Origin of the sequence: Peribacillus sp. NPDC101481, assembly GCF_044767165.1 — a bacterium.
In the GTDB taxonomy this organism is placed as follows: Bacteria; Bacillota; Bacilli; order Bacillales; family DSM-1321; genus Peribacillus.
On the sequence record NZ_JBIWNJ010000002.1, the window covers coordinates 188,971 to 206,489 of the forward strand.

Genomic DNA, 17,519 nt, shown 5'->3' on the forward strand with positions numbered 1-17,519 from the left:
CCTATGAGGAAACGGGTGACAGACAATGGGATATAAGATTTTTTCGATCATTTTTATTTTATGCGGTCTATTTGTAATGTGGTTCGCCATTTTTGGCAAAAAGAAAGAGATTAAAGAGATCGGCATACCAACGAATTTCATCGATGTAGTTTTAATGATGATATATAAGCTTTTACCTTCCAGTATTAGAAAAATCCTTCTTTTTGCATTGGGTCTGTCCATTTCTATCGGATTTACCTATATATTGATTAAGTTATGAAAAATTTTCCTTATTAGATTAAATAATCCTGAAACTTTATTCTTGCGGAATCGTATTAAATGGTAACGATATATAGGAGTTGTTGCTATTTCGAGGAAAAAAAGTGATGGCAGTGTTTAGGATAATTGGGGCGGGAAGTTGACGCAGACGGAAGGCTTGATGTTATTTCACAATAAGGTCAAGAACGGGAAACCATAAAATTCAAATCTATTGATTGCAGCTGATTCAAGGGGTATTTATATCCAAATGGAAGAATATCAGTATAGTAATAATATGCATAATATGGTAATGTTGAATTTGTGTGATTTTGGAAATTTATAAAAAAAGGAAGGTATTATATGTCTGAATCGGTTCTTAAGGTTCAATCCTTAACTAAAAAAATTGGAAAAGCAACCATCGTAGACAATGTTAGCTTTGAAATAAAAAGCAATGAAATATTCGGTTTGCTTGGTCCGAATGGAGCGGGTAAGACCACGATCATCCGTATGATCACAGGTCTCATCAATCGTACGGGCGGTACTGTCATGATCAATGGCAGTGACCTGGATAATGATTTTGAAGGTGCGATGAATCAATTGGGGGCCATTGTTGAAAACCCGGAGTTCTATAAGTACATGACAGGCAGAAAGAATATCCTGCATTATGCCCGAATGTCATCCAATGACATATCCACTGAGAGAATAGAAGAGGTCATTAAGCTTGTCAAACTGGATCATGCCATCGATAAGAAGGTTAAAACCTATTCATTGGGAATGCGCCAGCGCCTTGGAGTGGCACAGGCCATTTTACATAAACCATCGTTATTGATTTTTGATGAACCGACGAATGGCTTGGATCCGCAAGGGATCCGCGAGTTTCGTGATTATTTGAAAGTACTGGCAAGTGAAGGCGTCGGGATATTGATTTCATCACATTTACTATCGGAAATGCAATTGATGTGTGATAGTTTTGCCGTTATCGAAAAGGGAAAACTGATCCATACGAAAGAACATATTGTTGATGAAAAAACCGAAACGATCAATGAAGTTTCATTCACTGTCAGTGATGGGAAGCTAGCTAAAAAAATCCTTCAAGAACAGTTTGCGGATATTACGATTCTAAAAAATGGTGCGAAGACAATCTCCGTATCGGCCACCCGAGAACAAACGGCCAATATAAACCGGAGTTTTAATGTAAATGAACTGGATGTCTTTGAAATTGGCATAACCAGAAAATCGCTGGAAGATAAATTCTTCGAAATCACTGAGCAGGAAATGAGGGAGTCTGTATGATGTCCTTAGTAAAAAATGAATGGATGAAAATCTTCTCAAAAGTATCAACTTATATATTCATCGCTTTTCTATTATTGGCAGCATTAGGGGCTGCGGTCATCGATTATAAACTAAGTCCTGACGAAACGAATAAAGATTGGAAGCAAGAGTTAAACGCAGATATCCAAGAACAGGAAAAGGCTTTGGAAGCTAAGGAAATCAGTGAAGATGAAAAAGCCGCCATCATGGAAGACATTAATTACAACAAGCAACTGTTGGCTGATAATATAAACCCTGACTTAAACACGAATTGGACCTATATGGCTGAATGGACTACATCACTAACATCATTTGTCACTTTATTCGTCGTTATAGTTTGCAGCTCGCTCGTTTCTTCGGAATTTTCCGATGGCACCATTAAACAACTGTTGATCAGGCCTTATAAACGTTGGAAGATCCTATTTTCCAAATATATTACTTCCCTGTTATTTGCAGCGTTACTACTTGCGAGCCTTCTTATATTCAGTTATCTAATCGGAATCATATTCTTTGGCAATGGTTCGTATTCAGATAAAATCATGGATCCTGCATCTTTCGAATTCAGTCCGGTGGTAGTCGGCGAATATTTCGTAGACATGATCGTTTACTGGATACCAGGATTCCTAGTCATCACGACCATCGCTTTCATGTTAAGCACATTATTTAAAAACCAAGCACTTGCAGTAGGGATATCCATTTTCATCCTATTTGCATCTTCGACATTAAATATGGTCATTCAATCATTCATCGGAAAATACGAGTGGTTAAAATTCGTCTTATTCCCCCACCTTGATTTAAGGGGCTATATTTCCGGAACCATAGAAATGTTCGATGGAGCTACACTTGGATTCTCGATGGGTGTACTCGGCATCTATTATCTTATCTTTTTAGCGCTAACTTTCTTCTTCTTCCAGAAAAAAGATATCACTAATTAAATAGAGCGAAAAACCGAAATCAGTGGCTGATTTCGGTTTTTCTTATGCAAAAGGAATGTTGCTACTTAGAATCTGGCATAAAGTGAAACCTTTATCCAAAATTATCCGTATAAGATAATATGAGGATATTCAGTTGGGTGTAGGGGTGAAAAATGAATAAAAACAAGGTTCTATGAATTGGACTTATAGGATTTTCTTTATTTCTAATAGGCATGATGATTTCACAATGGACAGTTGCTGGCGTAGTGATCGGGATAGGCGGAGGGTTCATAATGTGGATCAGTTCCTACCTGCTTGCTAGTCAGTAGCTCCATGTACATATGAACAATACACTAGTTAATTGCGGGCTTCGCGGAAATAATCTGATAGAGATGGAGCAGATTTAAAGATGGGGAAAATGCATTATAAACGAAAGTTAGTCATTGTATTTATAATTATTGGAACAGCATTAGGGCTCTATGTGTACTCGGCATTCTCTGAAAAATTGACAAAATCAACAGATTTGTCTGATGAATCCATCGGGGGATTTAAAGTGTTGGATAACATATCGAGTCCAGAATTCATTAGGGAATATGGTGAACCCATCGATCAAGATAATAATAATGCTTATGATTATTATTATTGGAAGGGCGGGTTGAAAACGGCCTCTATCAATACAGACGAGGATAAAGGGAAAATCATGCGGTTGATCATTTCAAGTACGGACGACGCCCAATTTGAAAACTCCCTTCAAACAAGCAAAGGTATTAAATTAGGAAGTAAGAAAGCGGACGTCCTTTCGAAGTACGGGGATCATTATTATAAAAGTTATGAACAGGGAGCGGATATTATCGGATACATTGACCATAAACGAAATATTACCTTAGAATTCTGGTGTGTACCAGGTGGAAGGGTCGCAGAAATACGATTGGATGATGCAGATGTCATGTAATGTTTTTTCACCAGCGTCCCCGATTAAGGGTCTTGGCTGTTTAAGTGAATAAGAAAGCGATGCGATAAATAATATGTTCATAAAAAATTTCATCTATCATTACATCATTTTTCCAATCATATTTGTTGGGGTATATGCAGCATTTACCATTTTCAAACTTGATGATACCCCGGTTCCTATAAATGATGCTCTGCATATGGTTTTACTCTATTATTTTGCAATAAGTGTGTATCATGCTTTTCCTACTATAAATTCTAAGGGGAAACAGAAAAAATTTCCATTTTTTTCATGATCTCCGAAACCATTTATTACTTTATCCGTATATCTAAGTATGTACGGTGCTTAGGAGCACCGGTATTTATCGGCATTTATCATTTTAATAAATTGGGAGATGAAGGATCATGAGCGAAAAGGGTTGTATGAAATGCGGAAGCAATGATGCGGCTAAGAAGGATGTAGCCATGACAGGAACAGGCTTGTCAAAAATGTTCGATGTCCAGAATAATCAATTTACGGTTGTGTATTGCAAGCAGTGCGGTTATTCGGAGTTTTATAATAAGCAATCATCTGCAGGCAGTAATCTGCTGGATCTATTCTTGGGATGATCATTGGCAAAACAAGAATCCCCTTTTTCATGAAAAGGGGATTCTTGTTTTTTATTCATTTTAGGAAGAGAATTACTGATGGAACCGGACTAGGCCGCCAAAATAAAGGAAGGCAGGGAAGACGAGATCATGACAATCTTGCCGCGAGATAGCAGGTGTAAATTAAGTATTCCGGATCAAATGTGGGCGAATATCATTACTCGTGACGGCATGCCCGAGAAATGATAGTATTAATGTAAAAAATGGAAATTTCATGAGGGGAATTAAATGAATAAAATAGCACTTCTTCAACTGTCTCTAGCCATGACAATCTTCGGTTCTGTCGGTTTCTTTTCGGAACTATCAGGACTTCCTGCATTGGAATTGGTTTTTGTTCGCTGTATTTGTGCTGCCGTATTCTTATGTGCAGCCTGGATGATTACCGGACATTTCAAGAACGAAATATGGAATGGCAGGGAGGTAATGCTCATCATTTTCTGCGCGGTGGCGAACTTGTTAAACTGGATATTCCTCTTTAAATCTTTTGAGCTGATATCAGTGACAATCGCCATTTCGCTTTATCATTTAGCGCCGATCATTGTACTCATTATAGGGAGCTTCATCTTTAGGGAGAAAATGAATTTATTCTCCATCTTAGCCATTTCCCTTTGCTTCATCGGCACATTACTCATTATGGGAACAGATGGATTTCGATCATCATCTCCTGAATGGGAGGGCATCATGTATGGAATCATTGCTGCATTTTTCTATGCGGCAACCATGCTTTTAGGAAAGAGCATTACAAAGACCAGTGTATATGCGACCACATTTCTGCAAATGTTCATTGGATTTCTATTACTGATTCCTTTTGTCGATTATTCCGTATATACAACTTTAAATTCTTCCGAATGGTTTTATACGGTTCTTACCGGCATCATCCATACAGGCGTCGTGTATTTGCTGTTTTTTAATAGTATTCGCCATTTGCCTACAAATGTAGTATCTTTCATGATTTTTGTCGATCCGGCAGTTGCCATCCTTTTGGATATTCTGCTTTCAGGATTTAAACCGGACGGTATTCAAATTCTGGGTATTTCCTTGATATTTATTGGGGTGGTCTATTCACTTAAAACGACTAGACCGACTGAAAATGATGTCATGCAGAAAAGGCCGCACACAATGTGAGGCCTTTTTCCTTTATGAATTTACCTATTGATTAAAATGATAGACATCCCAAATGTCAGGGGTTTCTGATCCAATGTACCAAGCAGCTGCACCGCCTAGATGATTTTGTTTTACCAGGTCAATCCGGAGCTTGATCGATTTTTTATCCTCTATCCAAATTTGATGCTTTTTCCCTTTGGAAGTATACACCACGTAATTTTGTTGAGTCTTTTTATCCCATACCTTTTTAAGTTTTTGAGATGAAATGATTTTGTTGACCTCAGCCATGGTACGGTCATGACTTATCACTTTTTTGGTCGACAAATCGGTTACCCATTCTCTCGTATAAAATGGTACAGCCAATATGATCTTATGAGCAGGTACTTCTTTCATTAAAAGCTTGGTTCCTTCTTTGATCCAAGGTAACGAGGAAACGGACCCGGCTACTGGGCTCCCTCCCCAATGCTCGTCATAACCCATTATGATTATATAGTCCGCTATTTTGCCAAGTGCTTTCCTATCTAGACTTTTTGACCAATAAGGGTCGTCATTTTCTCGGGTGACATCCACAGACACTTTAATTCCATGCGGTTTTAGTGCCTTTTTTAGTTCGCCTATGAAAAGTACAAAGTCCTTCTTATTTTTTGGGTCGATGTTTTCGAAATCTACATTTATTCCATCACTTTTCGTTTTAACAAGTGAATCCCGTAAAGTTGAAACTATTTTCTGGCGTTTTTTTGTATTGCCTAGTACTGAACCAGTTAAAACAGGGTCAAATTTATTCCCGATTAGCTGCCAAACTTGTTTTCCTTGTTTATGTGCAGCTTGGATGTATTTTGTATCTACAGAAACCGAAACGTAATTACCGGTATCCGTCAGTGTATAAGAACGGGGAGAAACTACATTCAAATTGGGTTGTTTAAGTTGCTGGGTATAGTTTTCTTTCGATCCATTATGCTTCCAGCCCATGACGATACGGTTTTGCGCCTTTTTTTGAAGTTGGGATTTCTTTATCCATCCCTTTTTTCCGCCAAGCAATTGGACCTGGTAGTAATAATCCGGAACCTTCAATTTTTGGCCCACTTTAAGGGTAACCGAACCTAAGTTATTTAATTTCGTCAATTCACTTGTTGTTACCTTGTATTTAGTAGAAATCTTCCACAATGTATCTCCTGATACAACCTTATGAATCTTATATTTCTGGGGAATCTTCAGGTTTTGGCCGACAGTTATTTCGGAAGATGTTAATTTATTTTCTTTTTGTAGCGCACTTACTGTAACACCATATTGATTTGCTATTTTCCATAGTGTGTTTCCAGTCTTTACTTTATGAATGATGGGCCCAGCGGAATCCCCTACTGAAGAAGAAATGACGGGAAACGCCTCGCCCTTTTTTAAAGTCTTTAATAGAGTAGAACCTAATTTAGGAGAACTAAAAACTTTTGTATTGTCCACTTTAACAGAACCTATGTATTGGGTTTTACTTGATGAATGACCACTGGTTGGAAAGAGACACATACAAAGAAGGATTAACATAATAAAATATCCAAAGAATTTTTTCACAATTTTTTTATTCCCCTTTGTAAAATTTAACTTTACTAGTTTACTATGGAGAATAGCTTTAAAAATAGAGGTACATTGTGGAAAGGCATTTCTAACCTCGTGTGGGTTGAATTAATTCATGTGTAGGTCGAATTATTCGCTGTAGGTCGAATTAATTCATGTGTAGGTCGAATAATTTCGCTGTAGGTCGAATTAATTCATGTGTAGGTCGAATTATTTCGCTGTAGGTCGAATTAATTCATGAGTAGGTCGAATAATTTCGCTGTAGGTCGAATTATTCCGTATGAAGACCGTTAATTCGTAAGTTCTAGTCTATATATGAAGAAGGGGAGATTTCATATGTCACATTTTGCATTACAGTTTCATGATTTTAACGCATGGGCAAACGAACAAATCTTTAACCGCTTAAAAGAGCTTCCAAAGGATGTTTACCATCAAGAAGTACAAAGTGTGTTTCCATCGATATCGAGTGTGATGGCCCATGTGTATCTTTCCGATCTGGGGTGGGTGGAGGTTTTTTCCGGTAAAAGCATGAAACATGCATTGGAGTTGGCTGAACAACTGAAGGAACAAACAGAGTCAAAGGAATTAGAGGAAATGGAGGCCATGTTTTTTGAGTTGTCCGGTCGGTACAAATCGCTGCTTAGCCAAAAAGAAAATTTAGATAAGCCTCTTATAATTGAGAATCCAGCTGGCGGTCTAATGAAAACAGGTGTTGCCGAATTGATTCCGCATGTCGTGAATCATGGAACATATCACCGTGGCAATATCACAGCTATGTTGCGACAAATGGGTTATGCCTCTACTTCAACGGATTACGGTCTTTATTTATTTGTTAAAGGAGAGTAACTGGATTTCATTTGCTTACTGCTGGGACTTTTAGCCTGACATGAAAAATTGACAGTCCTGTTCTTAATGTGAGGTTACCTGTCATTTTGAAGATAATGAAATCCTATACATGTGAGCAGGTTAACCGGTTTTTACTGGTTGGCCTTTTTTACGTTTGCAGCTGGAAATGACTAGTACATGACATTTGTCATCTTCTAGTCATGACACCTGGTACTAATAATTTCAGGTTGATTTCTTTATACTATGTAATAACGACAAATAAAAGGAAGTGCAATTGAATAATGACCTTGCAAAATACGAAGAACTTGAAAAAACAAATTGCTCCTTTTGAACAATCAACGACAAAGCAAAGTATATGGCAGATCATCAATACCTTGGGGCCATTCATTATTTTATGGTACCTAGCATATATAAGTCTTTCCGTTTCTTATTGGTTAGCTTTAATTCCAGCTGTGTTTGCTGCTGGCTTCTTGACAAGAATATTCATCATATTTCATGATTGTACGCATCATTCATTTTTCAAAAACCGCCGTGCGAATAGAATAGTCGGTACAATTATGGGTGTTTTGACTTTATTCCCGTTTGATCAATGGGGACATGAGCATTCTGTTCATCACGCAACAAGCGGTAATTTGGATAAGCGGGGTACAGGGGATATTTGGACCCTTACGGTCGATGAGTATTTGGCTGCACCGTTTAAACTTCGTTTTGCCTATCGTTTTTACCGCAATCCAATTGTTATGTTTGGTTTGGGTCCGATTTATGTTTTCCTTCTTAAAAATAGATTTAACCGTAAAGGCGCTAGAAAGAAGGAAAAAAATAATACGTATTTGACGAATGCATTAATCGTCGTTTTAGCGGCATTGCTTTGCCTGGCAGTAGGCTGGCAGTCGTTCCTTCTTGTACAAGGTTCCATTTTCATGATTTCTGGTTCAGTCGGCATTTGGCTGTTTTACGTCCAGCATACATTTGAGGACTCTTATTTTGAAGAAAATGAGGAGTGGGAATATGTATTGGCAGCAGTGGAAGGAAGTTCTTTTTATAAGCTTCCAAAACTGATGCAGTTCCTCACTGGTAATATCGGTTACCATCATGTTCACCATTTAAGTCCAAGGGTACCTAACTATAAATTGGAAATGGCGCACAATAATACGCAGCCTTTAGAGAACGTTCCAACGATTACTCTTGCGACAAGCTTGCGCTCACTCCGTTTCCGTTTATGGGATGAGGAATCCAAGAATTTTATCGGTTTCAAAGATATAAAATATTTAACGAAAAAAAGCGTTCCCGCTCAAGTGAAATCTGAACTGTAACGTTCAGTATCATTCCAGACTCCCTTAATAATCCTCGGATTTGGGGGAGTCTTTGCTTCATATAAGGAACTCGATAAAGGAGAGAACTTAAAATGATTCGAATTGTCATTGCAGAGAATCAGCAAATGCTGTTAGAGGCAATAAGTTCTCTACTCAATCTTGAAGAAGATATAGAAATTGTCGGGCAAGCCGGTAATGGAGTAGAAGCGGTGGCCCTTGTACACCAATTACAGCCTGATGTGTGTATCATGGATATGGAGATGCCTGTAATGAGCGGACTTGAGGCAGCAGAAGCATTAAGGTCAATTGGATGTAAAGTGGTCATTTTAACGACATTCCGAAGAACTGGTTATTTTCAACTCGCAATAAAGGCTAATGTAAGTGGTTATTTATTGAAGGATAGCCCGGGTGAAGAGTTAGCTTGCTCGATTCGCAGCATAATGGATGGCAAGCGAATATATTCCCCAGAACTTATAGATGAGACTTCCAGCAATAATGGCCGGGAAATGGGAGTGTTAGGTTTGTTAGCCGATGGTCAATCAAAAATTGAGCCGTCAAATCAGCAAAGCGGCACAATTGGGACAGTAAGGAAATATTTTTCCACCATCAAAGATAAAATGAAGTTACCGGCTGGTTAGGATTTGTTTCTTAAATCCTGTTGACACGTTTTTTTAAATTGTGTACGATGGATTAAATTATAATATTGAAAATTCTGTGATGAAGAGAGTAGTTCATTTTGAAATGGCAAGCGAGTTAGGGATGGTGGGAGCCTAATGCAGGACGGATGAATGAAGCGCACTTTGGAGAAATTTCTTGAACCGTTTAGTAGGGAATATCGGGGAGTCACCTCGTTAACAATGGAAAGTGGTCACAATTTGTGGCAACTAGAGTGGTACCACGGGAATTCATGCTCTCGTCTCTTATTTAGAGGCGGGGGCTTTTTTGTTTAGGAGGGAAAATGACGATGAATAAACCAATTGCAGAATTGATTTCAACTGCTTTGAACAATGAAATGCCAGCTAGTGAAATAGAAAAATTAATGGAAAAGCCAAAATTGATGGAATTAGGCGATGTCGCCTTTCCATGCTTTACTCTTGCGAAAAAATTCAGAAAGTCGCCTCAGGTGATTGCGTCTGAAATAGCCCAACAATTAAATAGTAAGTTGATCCAAGAAGTGAACGTTGTGGGTGGTTATCTGAATATCTTCGTCAATCAACAGCTGGTGACGGAAAACGTGCTGCAAACGATATTAAGTGAAAAGGATCAGTATGGTTCGATGCAGCCTGTACAGGAAAATGTCGTGATTGATTATTCCTCCCCGAATATTGCCAAACCTTTTTCCATGGGGCACTTACGCTCAACGGTCATAGGGAATGCACTGGCTAACATCGCCGAAAAAAATGGCTACAATGCTGTGCGTATTAATCATTTAGGAGATTGGGGCACGCAATTCGGCAAGTTGATTGTCGCATATAAGCTGTGGGGCGACAAAGAGGCAATCGAAGCTTCGCCGATTCAGGAATTATTGAAGATCTATGTGAAGTTCCATGATAGAGCCGAAAGTGATGAATCGTTGAATGAACAAGCACGAGAAAGCTTCAAGTCGCTTGAAGATGGGGACGAGGAAGCACTGGCATTGTGGAAATGGTTCAGGGATGCGTCTCTAAAAGAGTTTGAGACGATTTATGATTTATTGGGCATCCGTTTTGATTCCTATGCCGGCGAAGCGTTTTACAATGACAAAATGGATGCGGTTGTCGGGGAACTAAAAGAAAAAGGCTTACTTACCCTATCCGAAGGTGCCTATGTCGTGCAATTGGAAGATATGCCGCCTTGTTTGATTACGAAAACGGATGGTGCGACACTTTATGCCACGCGTGATTTAGCTGCCGCCATGTATCGTAAAAAACAGTATGAGGCGAAGAAAACATTTTATGTTGTCGGAAACGAACAATCCCTGCACTTTAAACAACTCTTTAACGTCATTGAAAAAATGGGGTATGATTGGTCAAAAGATTTGCAGCACGTAGCATTTGGCATGATGTTAAAAGATGGTAAGAAAATGTCGACTCGTAAAGGGAAAGTCGTGCTCCTTGCGGATGTATTGGCAGAGGCGATCGAAACTGCGAAGCGCAATATTGAAGAAAAAAATCAAGCGCTTGAACAGAAGGAACTGGTTGCAAGACAGGTCGGTGTCGGAGCGGTAATTTTTAACGATTTAAAAAATAACCGCATGAACGATATTGATTTTTCATTAGAACAAATGATGAATTTTGAGGGAGAAACAGGTCCATATGTACAGTACACATATGCGCGAATTTCCTCATTGCTTGAAAAAGGTGAATTTAACGAGCAGGCCATCCATTTTGACGCTTTAGGTGAATATGCGTGGCCAGTCATCCAGCTGCTGGAGCAATATCCGAGCATTGTCCAAAAATCGTTTGAACAAGCCGACCCATCACAAATCGCGAAATTCAGCTTGCATTTATCGCGTGCATTCAATAAGTATTATGCACATACAAAAGTTCTAGTTGAAGACGAATGGAAACAAATGAAACTCTCATTCGCTTTTTCCGTAGCGATTGTATTGAAGGATGCGCTAAGTTTATTGGGAATTTCCGCGCCGAAAAAAATGTAAAGGTAAAATGAAAGAATCCATTTTGAACTTTCAAAATGGATTCTTTAAAATCTTATTCAATGACATCGAACCATAAGGGGGATTTATCATCAATTTCACCGTTGTAATTGATCGTGATTTCTTCGCCAGCCTTTATGTCTTTATGTGCATAAAAGTCTATCGTTAAATCATCTAAATTATTATCATACTTCGCATTCGGAGTGTATGAATGATTGAATAGCGATCCATTTCCTAAGGCAATGGCCGTTTCATCGTCATCTCCCCAATAGAAACAGTGATGAAAGAGTGACGTTTTCTTTAAATATTTCCATTCTCTTTTGGGTGAAATGATGACAGGTGATGCCTCAATGAGTTCATCCTTTTTAATATCCCTTACCGCATATATTCCCCTGCCGTATTTCCCCGTATTTTTAATACAGATTGGTGATACGGCCTCTATTGCTTTTTTCCAGTCCTGCTTGGCTTTCAGTTTTGTTTCGTCTAGGTCACCAAGATGCTTATTTAAGTAATCACTGCGATTGCGAATGAAATCGAAGATGAATTCTGGTTCCTTGTCAAATAGATCCACTTTATTCTTTTTATATGGATCAAGAAGGATGTGGGGGCGTATCGCCTGGTGCAGTGATAATACTTTATTTTCCATGTGATTCACAGTAAATGTGGTTTCCAATTGTTCAACCAAGAGGTCTTTGTAGAACTTGCGGTATTCCGGAACCTGCAATAGAAGATAACTAAGGTGATTTGTCCTTTTTCCTCCAATAGGGACATATGTGTGTTCCATGATCCCGCCACTGACTTTGCGTCCCCAAGTGGCATCATAATCCCAAGGAATGATTTCAAATAAGTTTGTTTCACTATTGCGATATAATGCATAGTTATGAGTGAAACCGTCGTTATTCATTGAACATACAGCTCCAGCCAGCCAGCGTAAGTATTTATGAATATCAAGATGCTGCGAGACTTCTTCAGGAAATTTGGCAAGCGGGGTGGTATTGATTTTTCTGATCAATTCAATAAGGTATTCATCGTCGGACGGTTTTCCAAACGCTTGTTTATAGCCTGATACAAGGGAATCTTTCGGTTTCCCATCCCTTTCCAATGAAAAGTTGGCATGATTGTTGACTGCATAATAAATGGGACCGGTAGGAAGTCCTCTTTTTTCCAAAAAGAATTCATCAACGGACTCCAGTTGTAAATATACCCCTTTACACGAGCCGTTACGATATAAGTCAATATGCTGACTATGGGGGGAAAGAACTCCAAGGTCTTGGAAGTAATCGAGTGAGAGTTTATTGCGAATGAGGGAAGGATCTTTGTATTCGGCATTGAGATGGATTTTGTGGGCACCAAAGAATTTTTCTGGCTTGATGAAATCAATCCAATAGGATCTTTTCCTGAATTTTCGGGTATAAGAGCCCCGATAGGCAATATCGATATCATAAATGTCGTTTTCCACTTTCAAATAGGCGGGAATGGGGTCATTACTCCATACGTCCGCACGTAAATCTTCTAGATCTTCTTCTTCAATCATTAAGAAATAAGATGGAATATGATAAGGCATACACTCACCTTCCTTTCTTGAAGATGTATTATGGTCAAGCGCAAACATGTAATGTATGAAAAAATTCAACTTAATCAACCAGAGATTGATCAAGTTGAAGCTTTTTAGATTTAACTATCTTCTTCTTTTTTTCTTTCCACTTCCAGTGGATGTACTAGATGTAGATGAGCTGCAAGTAGATGAGCTGCCAGTAGATGTGCTGCCAGTAGATGTGCTGCAAGTAGATGTGCTGCCAGTGGATGTGCTGCAAGTAGATGTGCTGCCAGTGGATGTGCAGCCAGTGGACTTGCTGCCAGTGGACTTGCTGCCAGTGGACTTGCTGCCAGTAGATGAGCTACAGCTGCTGCTGCTACAGCTGCTGCTGCTGCTACTGCTACTGCCAGATGAACCGCCTTTTCCTTTTTTTCCTTTCGGCATAAAGACCCCTCCTTTAATAAGGTTAATTTCATGATATGCAGTATGGTACAAACTTGAACACTGGTTAACGACAAAAGGGCTAATAAAAATGGCGGAGATTAAAATAGTAATGTAGAGTTATGGCGGGTCACTTCAATTAGAGTGTCTGCCTTTTCTGAAATGAAAAATGCCCCTTACTCCCAAATGGGAATAAAGGGCATGTACCGTGAACTTGTCACGGCGATCATGAATTAATAAGCCAAGCTGAATAGGGCTTTGATGTGTGATAGATAGCGAACATTACTTGCTTCTTTCATCAATGTAGCCGGAAGTCCTTTAAGGGACGTGTTATTGGCCCCAACCGTTGCCACCGCATCCTTACGGCCAAGGCTCGCAAGCGTACCTGAGTTTACAGGCGAAAATGCTTCAAGTTTCTTGCCTTCAAAGGCTGCAAATAGGTTGTAACCAACAAGCTCACCCATTTGCCAAGCATTTTGAGCAGTAGGAGCGTATGGCCGGCCGCCTTCTGGAGGGAAAGCCACGGCACTGTCGCCGACAACGAATACGTCTTTATGGGATTTGGATTGCAAATACTCATTAACGGTTGCTTTGCCGCGATCCACTTCAAGGCCTGATTCGCCTACGATAGGAAGAGCCGCAACTCCGCCTGTCCAAACAAGCGTATTGGCCGTTATCGTTTGTCCATCTTTCAATTCGATTTGATTGCCTTTAACACCCGTTACAGGCAGACCTGTCAAGAATTCAACGCCGCGTGCTTCCAAGCTTGTCATCGCACGTTCGATTAAGTGGTCAGGCAGGACCGGAAGGATTTTTGGACCTGCTTCCACAAGCTTGATTTTCAAGTCCTTGAAGTCCACTCCGAACTTTTTGGCGATTTTAGGGAAATGATCCACGATTTCACCGATTAATTCGACGCCCGTCAAGCCGCCGCCGCCGATCACGATGGTTGCGTCCGCTTCATTATTCGTTTGTGCATATTCGCGAATGCGATCTTCGATATGTTTGTAAATCTTGTTTGCATCATTTACGGATTTCAAGACCATGCTGTTTTCCTCAAGTCCCGGAATGCCGAAGAATCCTGTTTGGCTTCCCAAAGCAACAACTAGGGCATCATAAGATAAAGTGGAACCATTGGCAAGTTTCACTTCTTTGTTATCGACTGAGAAAGACTCCACTTTGGAAATGACAAGGTCGATATCTTTTCCTTTGAAAAGCTTTTCCAACGGAATGGAAACGGCTTGTTCGGAAATGGATCCGCCTGCAAGACGGTGCAATTCGGTGATGATTTGGTGCGTTGGAAATTGGTTCACCACTGTAACCTGCACTTCATCTCTTTTGTAATATTCACGTACGGATAAGGCAGTTAGCAATCCAGCGTAACCTGCACCTAAGATGACGATTTGTTTTGACATAGTTAATCCCCCGTCCTTACTGATTGAAAATTAATCAAATTATTTTTGGTTTTTACGTTCTGAAGAGACTTCAAGAAAAGCTTGGGCGAAACGGAAAAGCTTTTGTGCTTGCGGATCTTTCATCATTCTTAACAGACCAAAAAGACCGATCACATCAGTATTCGCTTCTGCACGATCCTTAGCTTCGATGGCATTAGCCGCAAGACCTTTCACTGAACCCACTACAGGTGTAGCGATCTCCGAAATGGCGCTGACCGTATCATTTTTCAAGACATCATCAGTCGCAACCGATTGAGCGAAATCATAAGACTTTGTTAAAATATTCACTAACTCAGTCAGTTTTGGTAACTGCTCAACTAAAGTGTTCAATGATTCCTGAACCTCAGGCTTTAATAATTGGTCCAGTACATCTAATTGTTTTTGGCGGGCATTAAGTTGTTCAGTTTGTGATTGGGTAATCGTTTCTGACATATCCAATTCTCCTTTGCAATAAGCATTTTGTTGAGGTAAATAGAAAAACTTGTAAAATATTACACAATGTGTGACCAGAAAAAATACTAACAAAAATGTAATAAATGCTATCCTATAGTATATCCCTTTAGTGGCTTGAAAACAGCTGATTTTTTAAAAAAGATTCATAAAATAATCTTTTCCTGCTTATTTTAAGTACAGATTCTAATGGTAGTTACCATTATTTACCTATAATGGACTTTAAGAGGGGGTCTAACATCGAAGCCTGTCATACATATTTCCATCTTGATTTGCCATCCTAAATGATGGAGGTGAAAAAATGTGACTGATTCAGAATCTAAACTTACAGAAGAGAATAATGATAAGAAGCTTCATAAACTGGTTGGCAGTATGGAATATACCAAAGCGCAACTATCGGAAGGTATGAATGGAATTTCTGAAGTTTACCTCAAAAACAGTGAGGAAGGCACATCGGTAACACCTGATAATTAATATTGTTGTGTAAGCATAGCGAAACAGTTATGCTTACTTAAAATATCAAAAACAACCGCAAACAATGGCTTGAGGAAAACATACAAAGCGTGGAAGATAAATTCGGCAAGGGAGAGCTGGATAGTCTCGATGTCATTCGCCAGTATGGTGTCATCATCGATTATGCAACGAATAAAGTCCTGCCAGAATCAACGAAACAGTTCCGTGAATCCATGAAAACCCGTTCGTTGGCATATTGGAAGTAACGTGAAAAAAATTAGGAACCTTAGACTGCAGACGAACTCGAAGAAAACGAGTTTGCCTGCAGTTTTTTCCCTTAAAAAAGATTTAGTTAGTTTCAGAAATTCGGCTCCCTTTCCGCCGACTGCCTGCGGAATGCGAGCGCCTGGATCGGAACCCAACATCCAAATTGTATAGGTTCCTAATACATTCTTAATGGAAACCCATCAATTCCTTCACATGTTCACAATTATCTCTTGAAGTGAGCATTTCCAAGAGCGTAAAGGCAACATCGAAAGCTGTGGATGGATTGTAGGATGTAATGATATTGTCCGTGACGACAATCGGTTCGTTTACGACAATCGCACCAAAATCTTTTAGCTGCCTTTGTCTCTTACTGGCTGGATGGTTGTATGTTGTGGCTTTTCTTCCATTCAATATCCCGCTTTTTCCTAGTGGGAGAGAACCTACACAAATGGTTGCTATGATTTTGTTCTTATTATGAAAATGCTTGATCACATCAAGAAACCTCTGATCATAGGCATCCTCATAGAAACCGGCTTCTTCAAAACCTCCTGGAATGGCCAAAGCATCGAAGTCATCCAGGTTCACTTGATCGAGGGTCAGTTCGGGCTGCACGATGAAATTCCATGTGCATTTCAATTGTTCGTGAAGTCCCACCGTAACCAGGTCTGTGGTGCCATCACCCTCTAATTTATTCCATCCCAATACATCTGTAAACACACTTGCTTCAACCGCTTCGAATCCATTGGATAGCAGCAGCAATACTTTTTTCATAGCAGTGTCCCCCTTGTTTATATTTGAATTAATTATATAAAAAGCAAATCCCCTAATACATACGATTAAATACGTAATCATTCCTTTTATATTTATTTTATAATGTATTTGAAAGGAATCGGTTTATAAAAAAAGTAGGGGTGATTGAATTGGATCGAACGGATAAAAAAATACTTTCCTTACTGGAGAATAATGGTCGCATGTCCATGAAAGAACTGGCACATGAAGTTTCCTTAACGGCTCCAGCAACGAAAGAACGTGTGAATAAATTAGAGGAAAGCGGAGTGATTAAAGGTTATAAAACAGAAATATCCCTTGAAAAACTTGATAGAAGCATAACGGCATTCATATTATTCGAAACGGATCGATGCAAAGACTTTTATCAATTCAGCTTGAACCATCCGGAAGTTCTGGAATGCCACCGGTTAGCCGGTCAATACAGTTATCTTATTAAAATAAGTACATTTTCCATGGAAACGCTGGAAGACTTCGTCGATGAAGCCATTAAATATGGGAAATCGTCCACCCATCTGATATTCTCTTCCGCATCGAAAAATGTTTTTTCAGGAGATGAGATCTAACCGGCTTTAACCCATTTACTTGCCAACTTTTTAATATATGACC

General features: G+C 39.4%; 19 protein-coding genes, 1 pseudogene and 1 other annotated feature. Of the genes and pseudogenes, 13 read left to right on the plus strand and 7 right to left on the minus strand.

What is annotated here, in order from left to right; translation table 11 throughout:
* Positions 1-25: 25 nt before the first annotated feature.
* The 6 genes from ACIROD_RS10920 (at position 26) to ACIROD_RS10945 (ending at position 5,183) form a co-directional block, all read left to right on the plus strand.
* Positions 26-259: a hypothetical protein gene (locus ACIROD_RS10920; RefSeq protein WP_402940642.1), complete on the plus strand. Its 234-nt coding sequence runs from the start codon at positions 26-28 to the stop codon at positions 257-259.
* A gap of 338 nt (positions 260-597) precedes the next feature.
* A complete protein-coding gene (locus ACIROD_RS10925; RefSeq protein WP_101225767.1) occupies positions 598-1,530 on the plus strand; it encodes an ABC transporter ATP-binding protein in 933 nt (310 codons plus the stop codon).
* On the plus strand, positions 1,530-2,483 hold the full coding sequence (locus tag ACIROD_RS10930) for an ABC transporter permease (RefSeq protein ID WP_402940645.1): 954 nt from the start codon (positions 1,530-1,532) through the stop codon (positions 2,481-2,483). The genes ACIROD_RS10925 and ACIROD_RS10930 overlap by 1 nt, the downstream gene beginning before the upstream one ends.
* A gap of 388 nt (positions 2,484-2,871) precedes the next feature.
* Positions 2,872-3,414 (plus strand): hypothetical protein, encoded by a 543-nt coding sequence (locus ACIROD_RS10935; RefSeq protein ID WP_402940648.1) that lies wholly within the window; start codon positions 2,872-2,874, stop codon positions 3,412-3,414.
* A 401-nt stretch (positions 3,415-3,815) separates the two neighbouring features.
* Complete coding sequence (locus ACIROD_RS10940) at positions 3,816-4,019, plus strand: zinc ribbon domain-containing protein (protein WP_137020214.1); 204 nt, start codon at positions 3,816-3,818, stop codon at positions 4,017-4,019.
* Between the two features lie 267 nt (positions 4,020-4,286).
* Positions 4,287-5,183 carry a DMT family transporter gene (locus tag ACIROD_RS10945; protein ID WP_402940651.1) on the plus strand — a complete coding sequence of 299 codons (897 nt, stop codon included), beginning with the start codon at positions 4,287-4,289 and terminating at the stop codon, positions 5,181-5,183.
* Positions 5,184-5,207: 24 nt separating this feature from the next.
* Here the strand turns inward: ACIROD_RS10945 and ACIROD_RS10950 are convergent, their stop codons facing one another.
* Entirely contained in the window at positions 5,208-6,617 is a 1,410-nt protein-coding gene (locus ACIROD_RS10950; protein ID WP_402940654.1) for a LysM peptidoglycan-binding domain-containing protein, read from the minus strand.
* Positions 6,618-7,064: 447 nt separating this feature from the next.
* On the opposite strand from ACIROD_RS10950, the gene ACIROD_RS10955 reads away from it, so the two are divergent.
* The 4 genes from ACIROD_RS10955 to argS all read left to right on the plus strand — a co-directional run bounded on the left by ACIROD_RS10955 (position 7,065) and on the right by argS (position 11,525).
* Positions 7,065-7,574: a DinB family protein gene (locus ACIROD_RS10955; RefSeq protein ID WP_260356740.1), complete on the plus strand. Its 510-nt coding sequence runs from the start codon at positions 7,065-7,067 to the stop codon at positions 7,572-7,574.
* A gap of 281 nt (positions 7,575-7,855) precedes the next feature.
* Complete coding sequence (gene desA, locus ACIROD_RS10960) at positions 7,856-8,887, plus strand: Delta(5) desaturase DesA (protein WP_101225773.1); 1,032 nt, start codon at positions 7,856-7,858, stop codon at positions 8,885-8,887.
* 92 nt (positions 8,888-8,979) lie between these two features.
* Positions 8,980-9,525 (plus strand): response regulator, encoded by a 546-nt coding sequence (locus ACIROD_RS10965; protein ID WP_101225774.1) that lies wholly within the window; start codon positions 8,980-8,982, stop codon positions 9,523-9,525.
* A gap of 67 nt (positions 9,526-9,592) precedes the next feature.
* Positions 9,593-9,811 (plus strand) — a binding site (T-box leader).
* A gap of 34 nt (positions 9,812-9,845) precedes the next feature.
* Positions 9,846-11,525 carry an arginine--tRNA ligase gene (gene argS / locus ACIROD_RS10970; protein WP_402940659.1) on the plus strand — a complete coding sequence of 560 codons (1,680 nt, stop codon included), beginning with the start codon at positions 9,846-9,848 and terminating at the stop codon, positions 11,523-11,525.
* Between the two features lie 52 nt (positions 11,526-11,577).
* Here argS and ACIROD_RS10975 read toward each other — a convergent pair whose 3' ends face one another.
* The 5 genes and pseudogenes from ACIROD_RS10975 to ACIROD_RS10995 all read right to left on the minus strand — a co-directional run bounded on the left by ACIROD_RS10975 (position 11,578) and on the right by ACIROD_RS10995 (position 15,386).
* Positions 11,578-11,994, minus strand: coding sequence for an SET domain-containing protein (locus tag ACIROD_RS10975; RefSeq protein WP_232783037.1), 417 nt, complete (start codon positions 11,992-11,994; stop codon positions 11,578-11,580).
* A gap of 12 nt (positions 11,995-12,006) precedes the next feature.
* Positions 12,007-13,086: pseudogene (locus ACIROD_RS10980) on the minus strand (CotH kinase family protein); the annotation flags it as partial.
* A gap of 110 nt (positions 13,087-13,196) precedes the next feature.
* Positions 13,197-13,535, minus strand: a complete 339-nt coding sequence (locus ACIROD_RS10985; RefSeq protein WP_402940662.1) for a hypothetical protein — start codon at positions 13,533-13,535, stop codon at positions 13,197-13,199.
* A gap of 198 nt (positions 13,536-13,733) precedes the next feature.
* Entirely contained in the window at positions 13,734-14,915 is a 1,182-nt protein-coding gene (locus ACIROD_RS10990) for an NAD(P)/FAD-dependent oxidoreductase (protein ID WP_402940665.1), read from the minus strand.
* 39 nt (positions 14,916-14,954) lie between these two features.
* Positions 14,955-15,386 carry a helical membrane plugin domain-containing protein gene (locus tag ACIROD_RS10995; RefSeq protein ID WP_101224421.1) on the minus strand — a complete coding sequence of 144 codons (432 nt, stop codon included), beginning with the start codon at positions 15,384-15,386 and terminating at the stop codon, positions 14,955-14,957.
* A 321-nt stretch (positions 15,387-15,707) separates the two neighbouring features.
* Between ACIROD_RS10995 and ACIROD_RS11000 the strand changes: the two genes are divergently transcribed.
* Entirely contained in the window at positions 15,708-15,878 is a 171-nt protein-coding gene (locus ACIROD_RS11000) for a hypothetical protein (RefSeq protein WP_157831108.1), read from the plus strand.
* An 89-nt stretch (positions 15,879-15,967) separates the two neighbouring features.
* Entirely contained in the window at positions 15,968-16,123 is a 156-nt protein-coding gene (locus tag ACIROD_RS11005) for a hypothetical protein (RefSeq protein WP_157831107.1), read from the plus strand.
* A 187-nt stretch (positions 16,124-16,310) separates the two neighbouring features.
* Here the strand turns inward: ACIROD_RS11005 and ACIROD_RS11010 are convergent, their stop codons facing one another.
* Entirely contained in the window at positions 16,311-16,895 is a 585-nt protein-coding gene (locus ACIROD_RS11010) for a DJ-1/PfpI family protein (protein ID WP_402940670.1), read from the minus strand.
* A 149-nt stretch (positions 16,896-17,044) separates the two neighbouring features.
* On the opposite strand from ACIROD_RS11010, the gene ACIROD_RS11015 reads away from it, so the two are divergent.
* On the plus strand, positions 17,045-17,476 hold the full coding sequence (locus ACIROD_RS11015) for an Lrp/AsnC family transcriptional regulator (protein ID WP_101224419.1): 432 nt from the start codon (positions 17,045-17,047) through the stop codon (positions 17,474-17,476).
* The last annotated feature ends 43 nt before the right edge of the window (positions 17,477-17,519 follow it).

What these genes read in the sequence shown, in the direction of transcription:
- ACIROD_RS10920 (WP_402940642.1), top strand. Translation starts at nt 26, where the DNA reads ATGGGATATAAGATTTTTTCGATCATTTTTATTTTATGCGGTCTATTT.
- ACIROD_RS10955 (WP_260356740.1), top strand. Translation starts at nt 7,065, where the DNA reads ATGTCACATTTTGCATTACAGTTTCATGATTTTAACGCATGGGCAAAC.
- ACIROD_RS10965 (WP_101225774.1), top strand. Translation starts at nt 8,980, where the DNA reads ATGATTCGAATTGTCATTGCAGAGAATCAGCAAATGCTGTTAGAGGCA.
- ACIROD_RS10945 (WP_402940651.1), top strand. Translation starts at nt 4,287, where the DNA reads ATGAATAAAATAGCACTTCTTCAACTGTCTCTAGCCATGACAATCTTC.
- ACIROD_RS10940 (WP_137020214.1), top strand. Translation starts at nt 3,816, where the DNA reads ATGAGCGAAAAGGGTTGTATGAAATGCGGAAGCAATGATGCGGCTAAG.
- ACIROD_RS10990 (WP_402940665.1), bottom strand. Translation starts at nt 14,915, where the DNA reads ATGTCAAAACAAATCGTCATCTTAGGTGCAGGTTACGCTGGATTGCTA.
- ACIROD_RS11010 (WP_402940670.1), bottom strand. Translation starts at nt 16,895, where the DNA reads ATGAAAAAAGTATTGCTGCTGCTATCCAATGGATTCGAAGCGGTTGAA.
- argS (WP_402940659.1), top strand. Translation starts at nt 9,846, where the DNA reads ATGACGATGAATAAACCAATTGCAGAATTGATTTCAACTGCTTTGAAC.
- ACIROD_RS10935 (WP_402940648.1), top strand. Translation starts at nt 2,872, where the DNA reads ATGGGGAAAATGCATTATAAACGAAAGTTAGTCATTGTATTTATAATT.
- ACIROD_RS10985 (WP_402940662.1), bottom strand. Translation starts at nt 13,535, where the DNA reads ATGAAATTAACCTTATTAAAGGAGGGGTCTTTATGCCGAAAGGAAAAA.
- desA (WP_101225773.1), top strand. Translation starts at nt 7,856, where the DNA reads ATGACCTTGCAAAATACGAAGAACTTGAAAAAACAAATTGCTCCTTTT.
- ACIROD_RS10995 (WP_101224421.1), bottom strand. Translation starts at nt 15,386, where the DNA reads ATGTCAGAAACGATTACCCAATCACAAACTGAACAACTTAATGCCCGC.
- ACIROD_RS10925 (WP_101225767.1), top strand. Translation starts at nt 598, where the DNA reads ATGTCTGAATCGGTTCTTAAGGTTCAATCCTTAACTAAAAAAATTGGA.
- ACIROD_RS10930 (WP_402940645.1), top strand. Translation starts at nt 1,530, where the DNA reads ATGTCCTTAGTAAAAAATGAATGGATGAAAATCTTCTCAAAAGTATCA.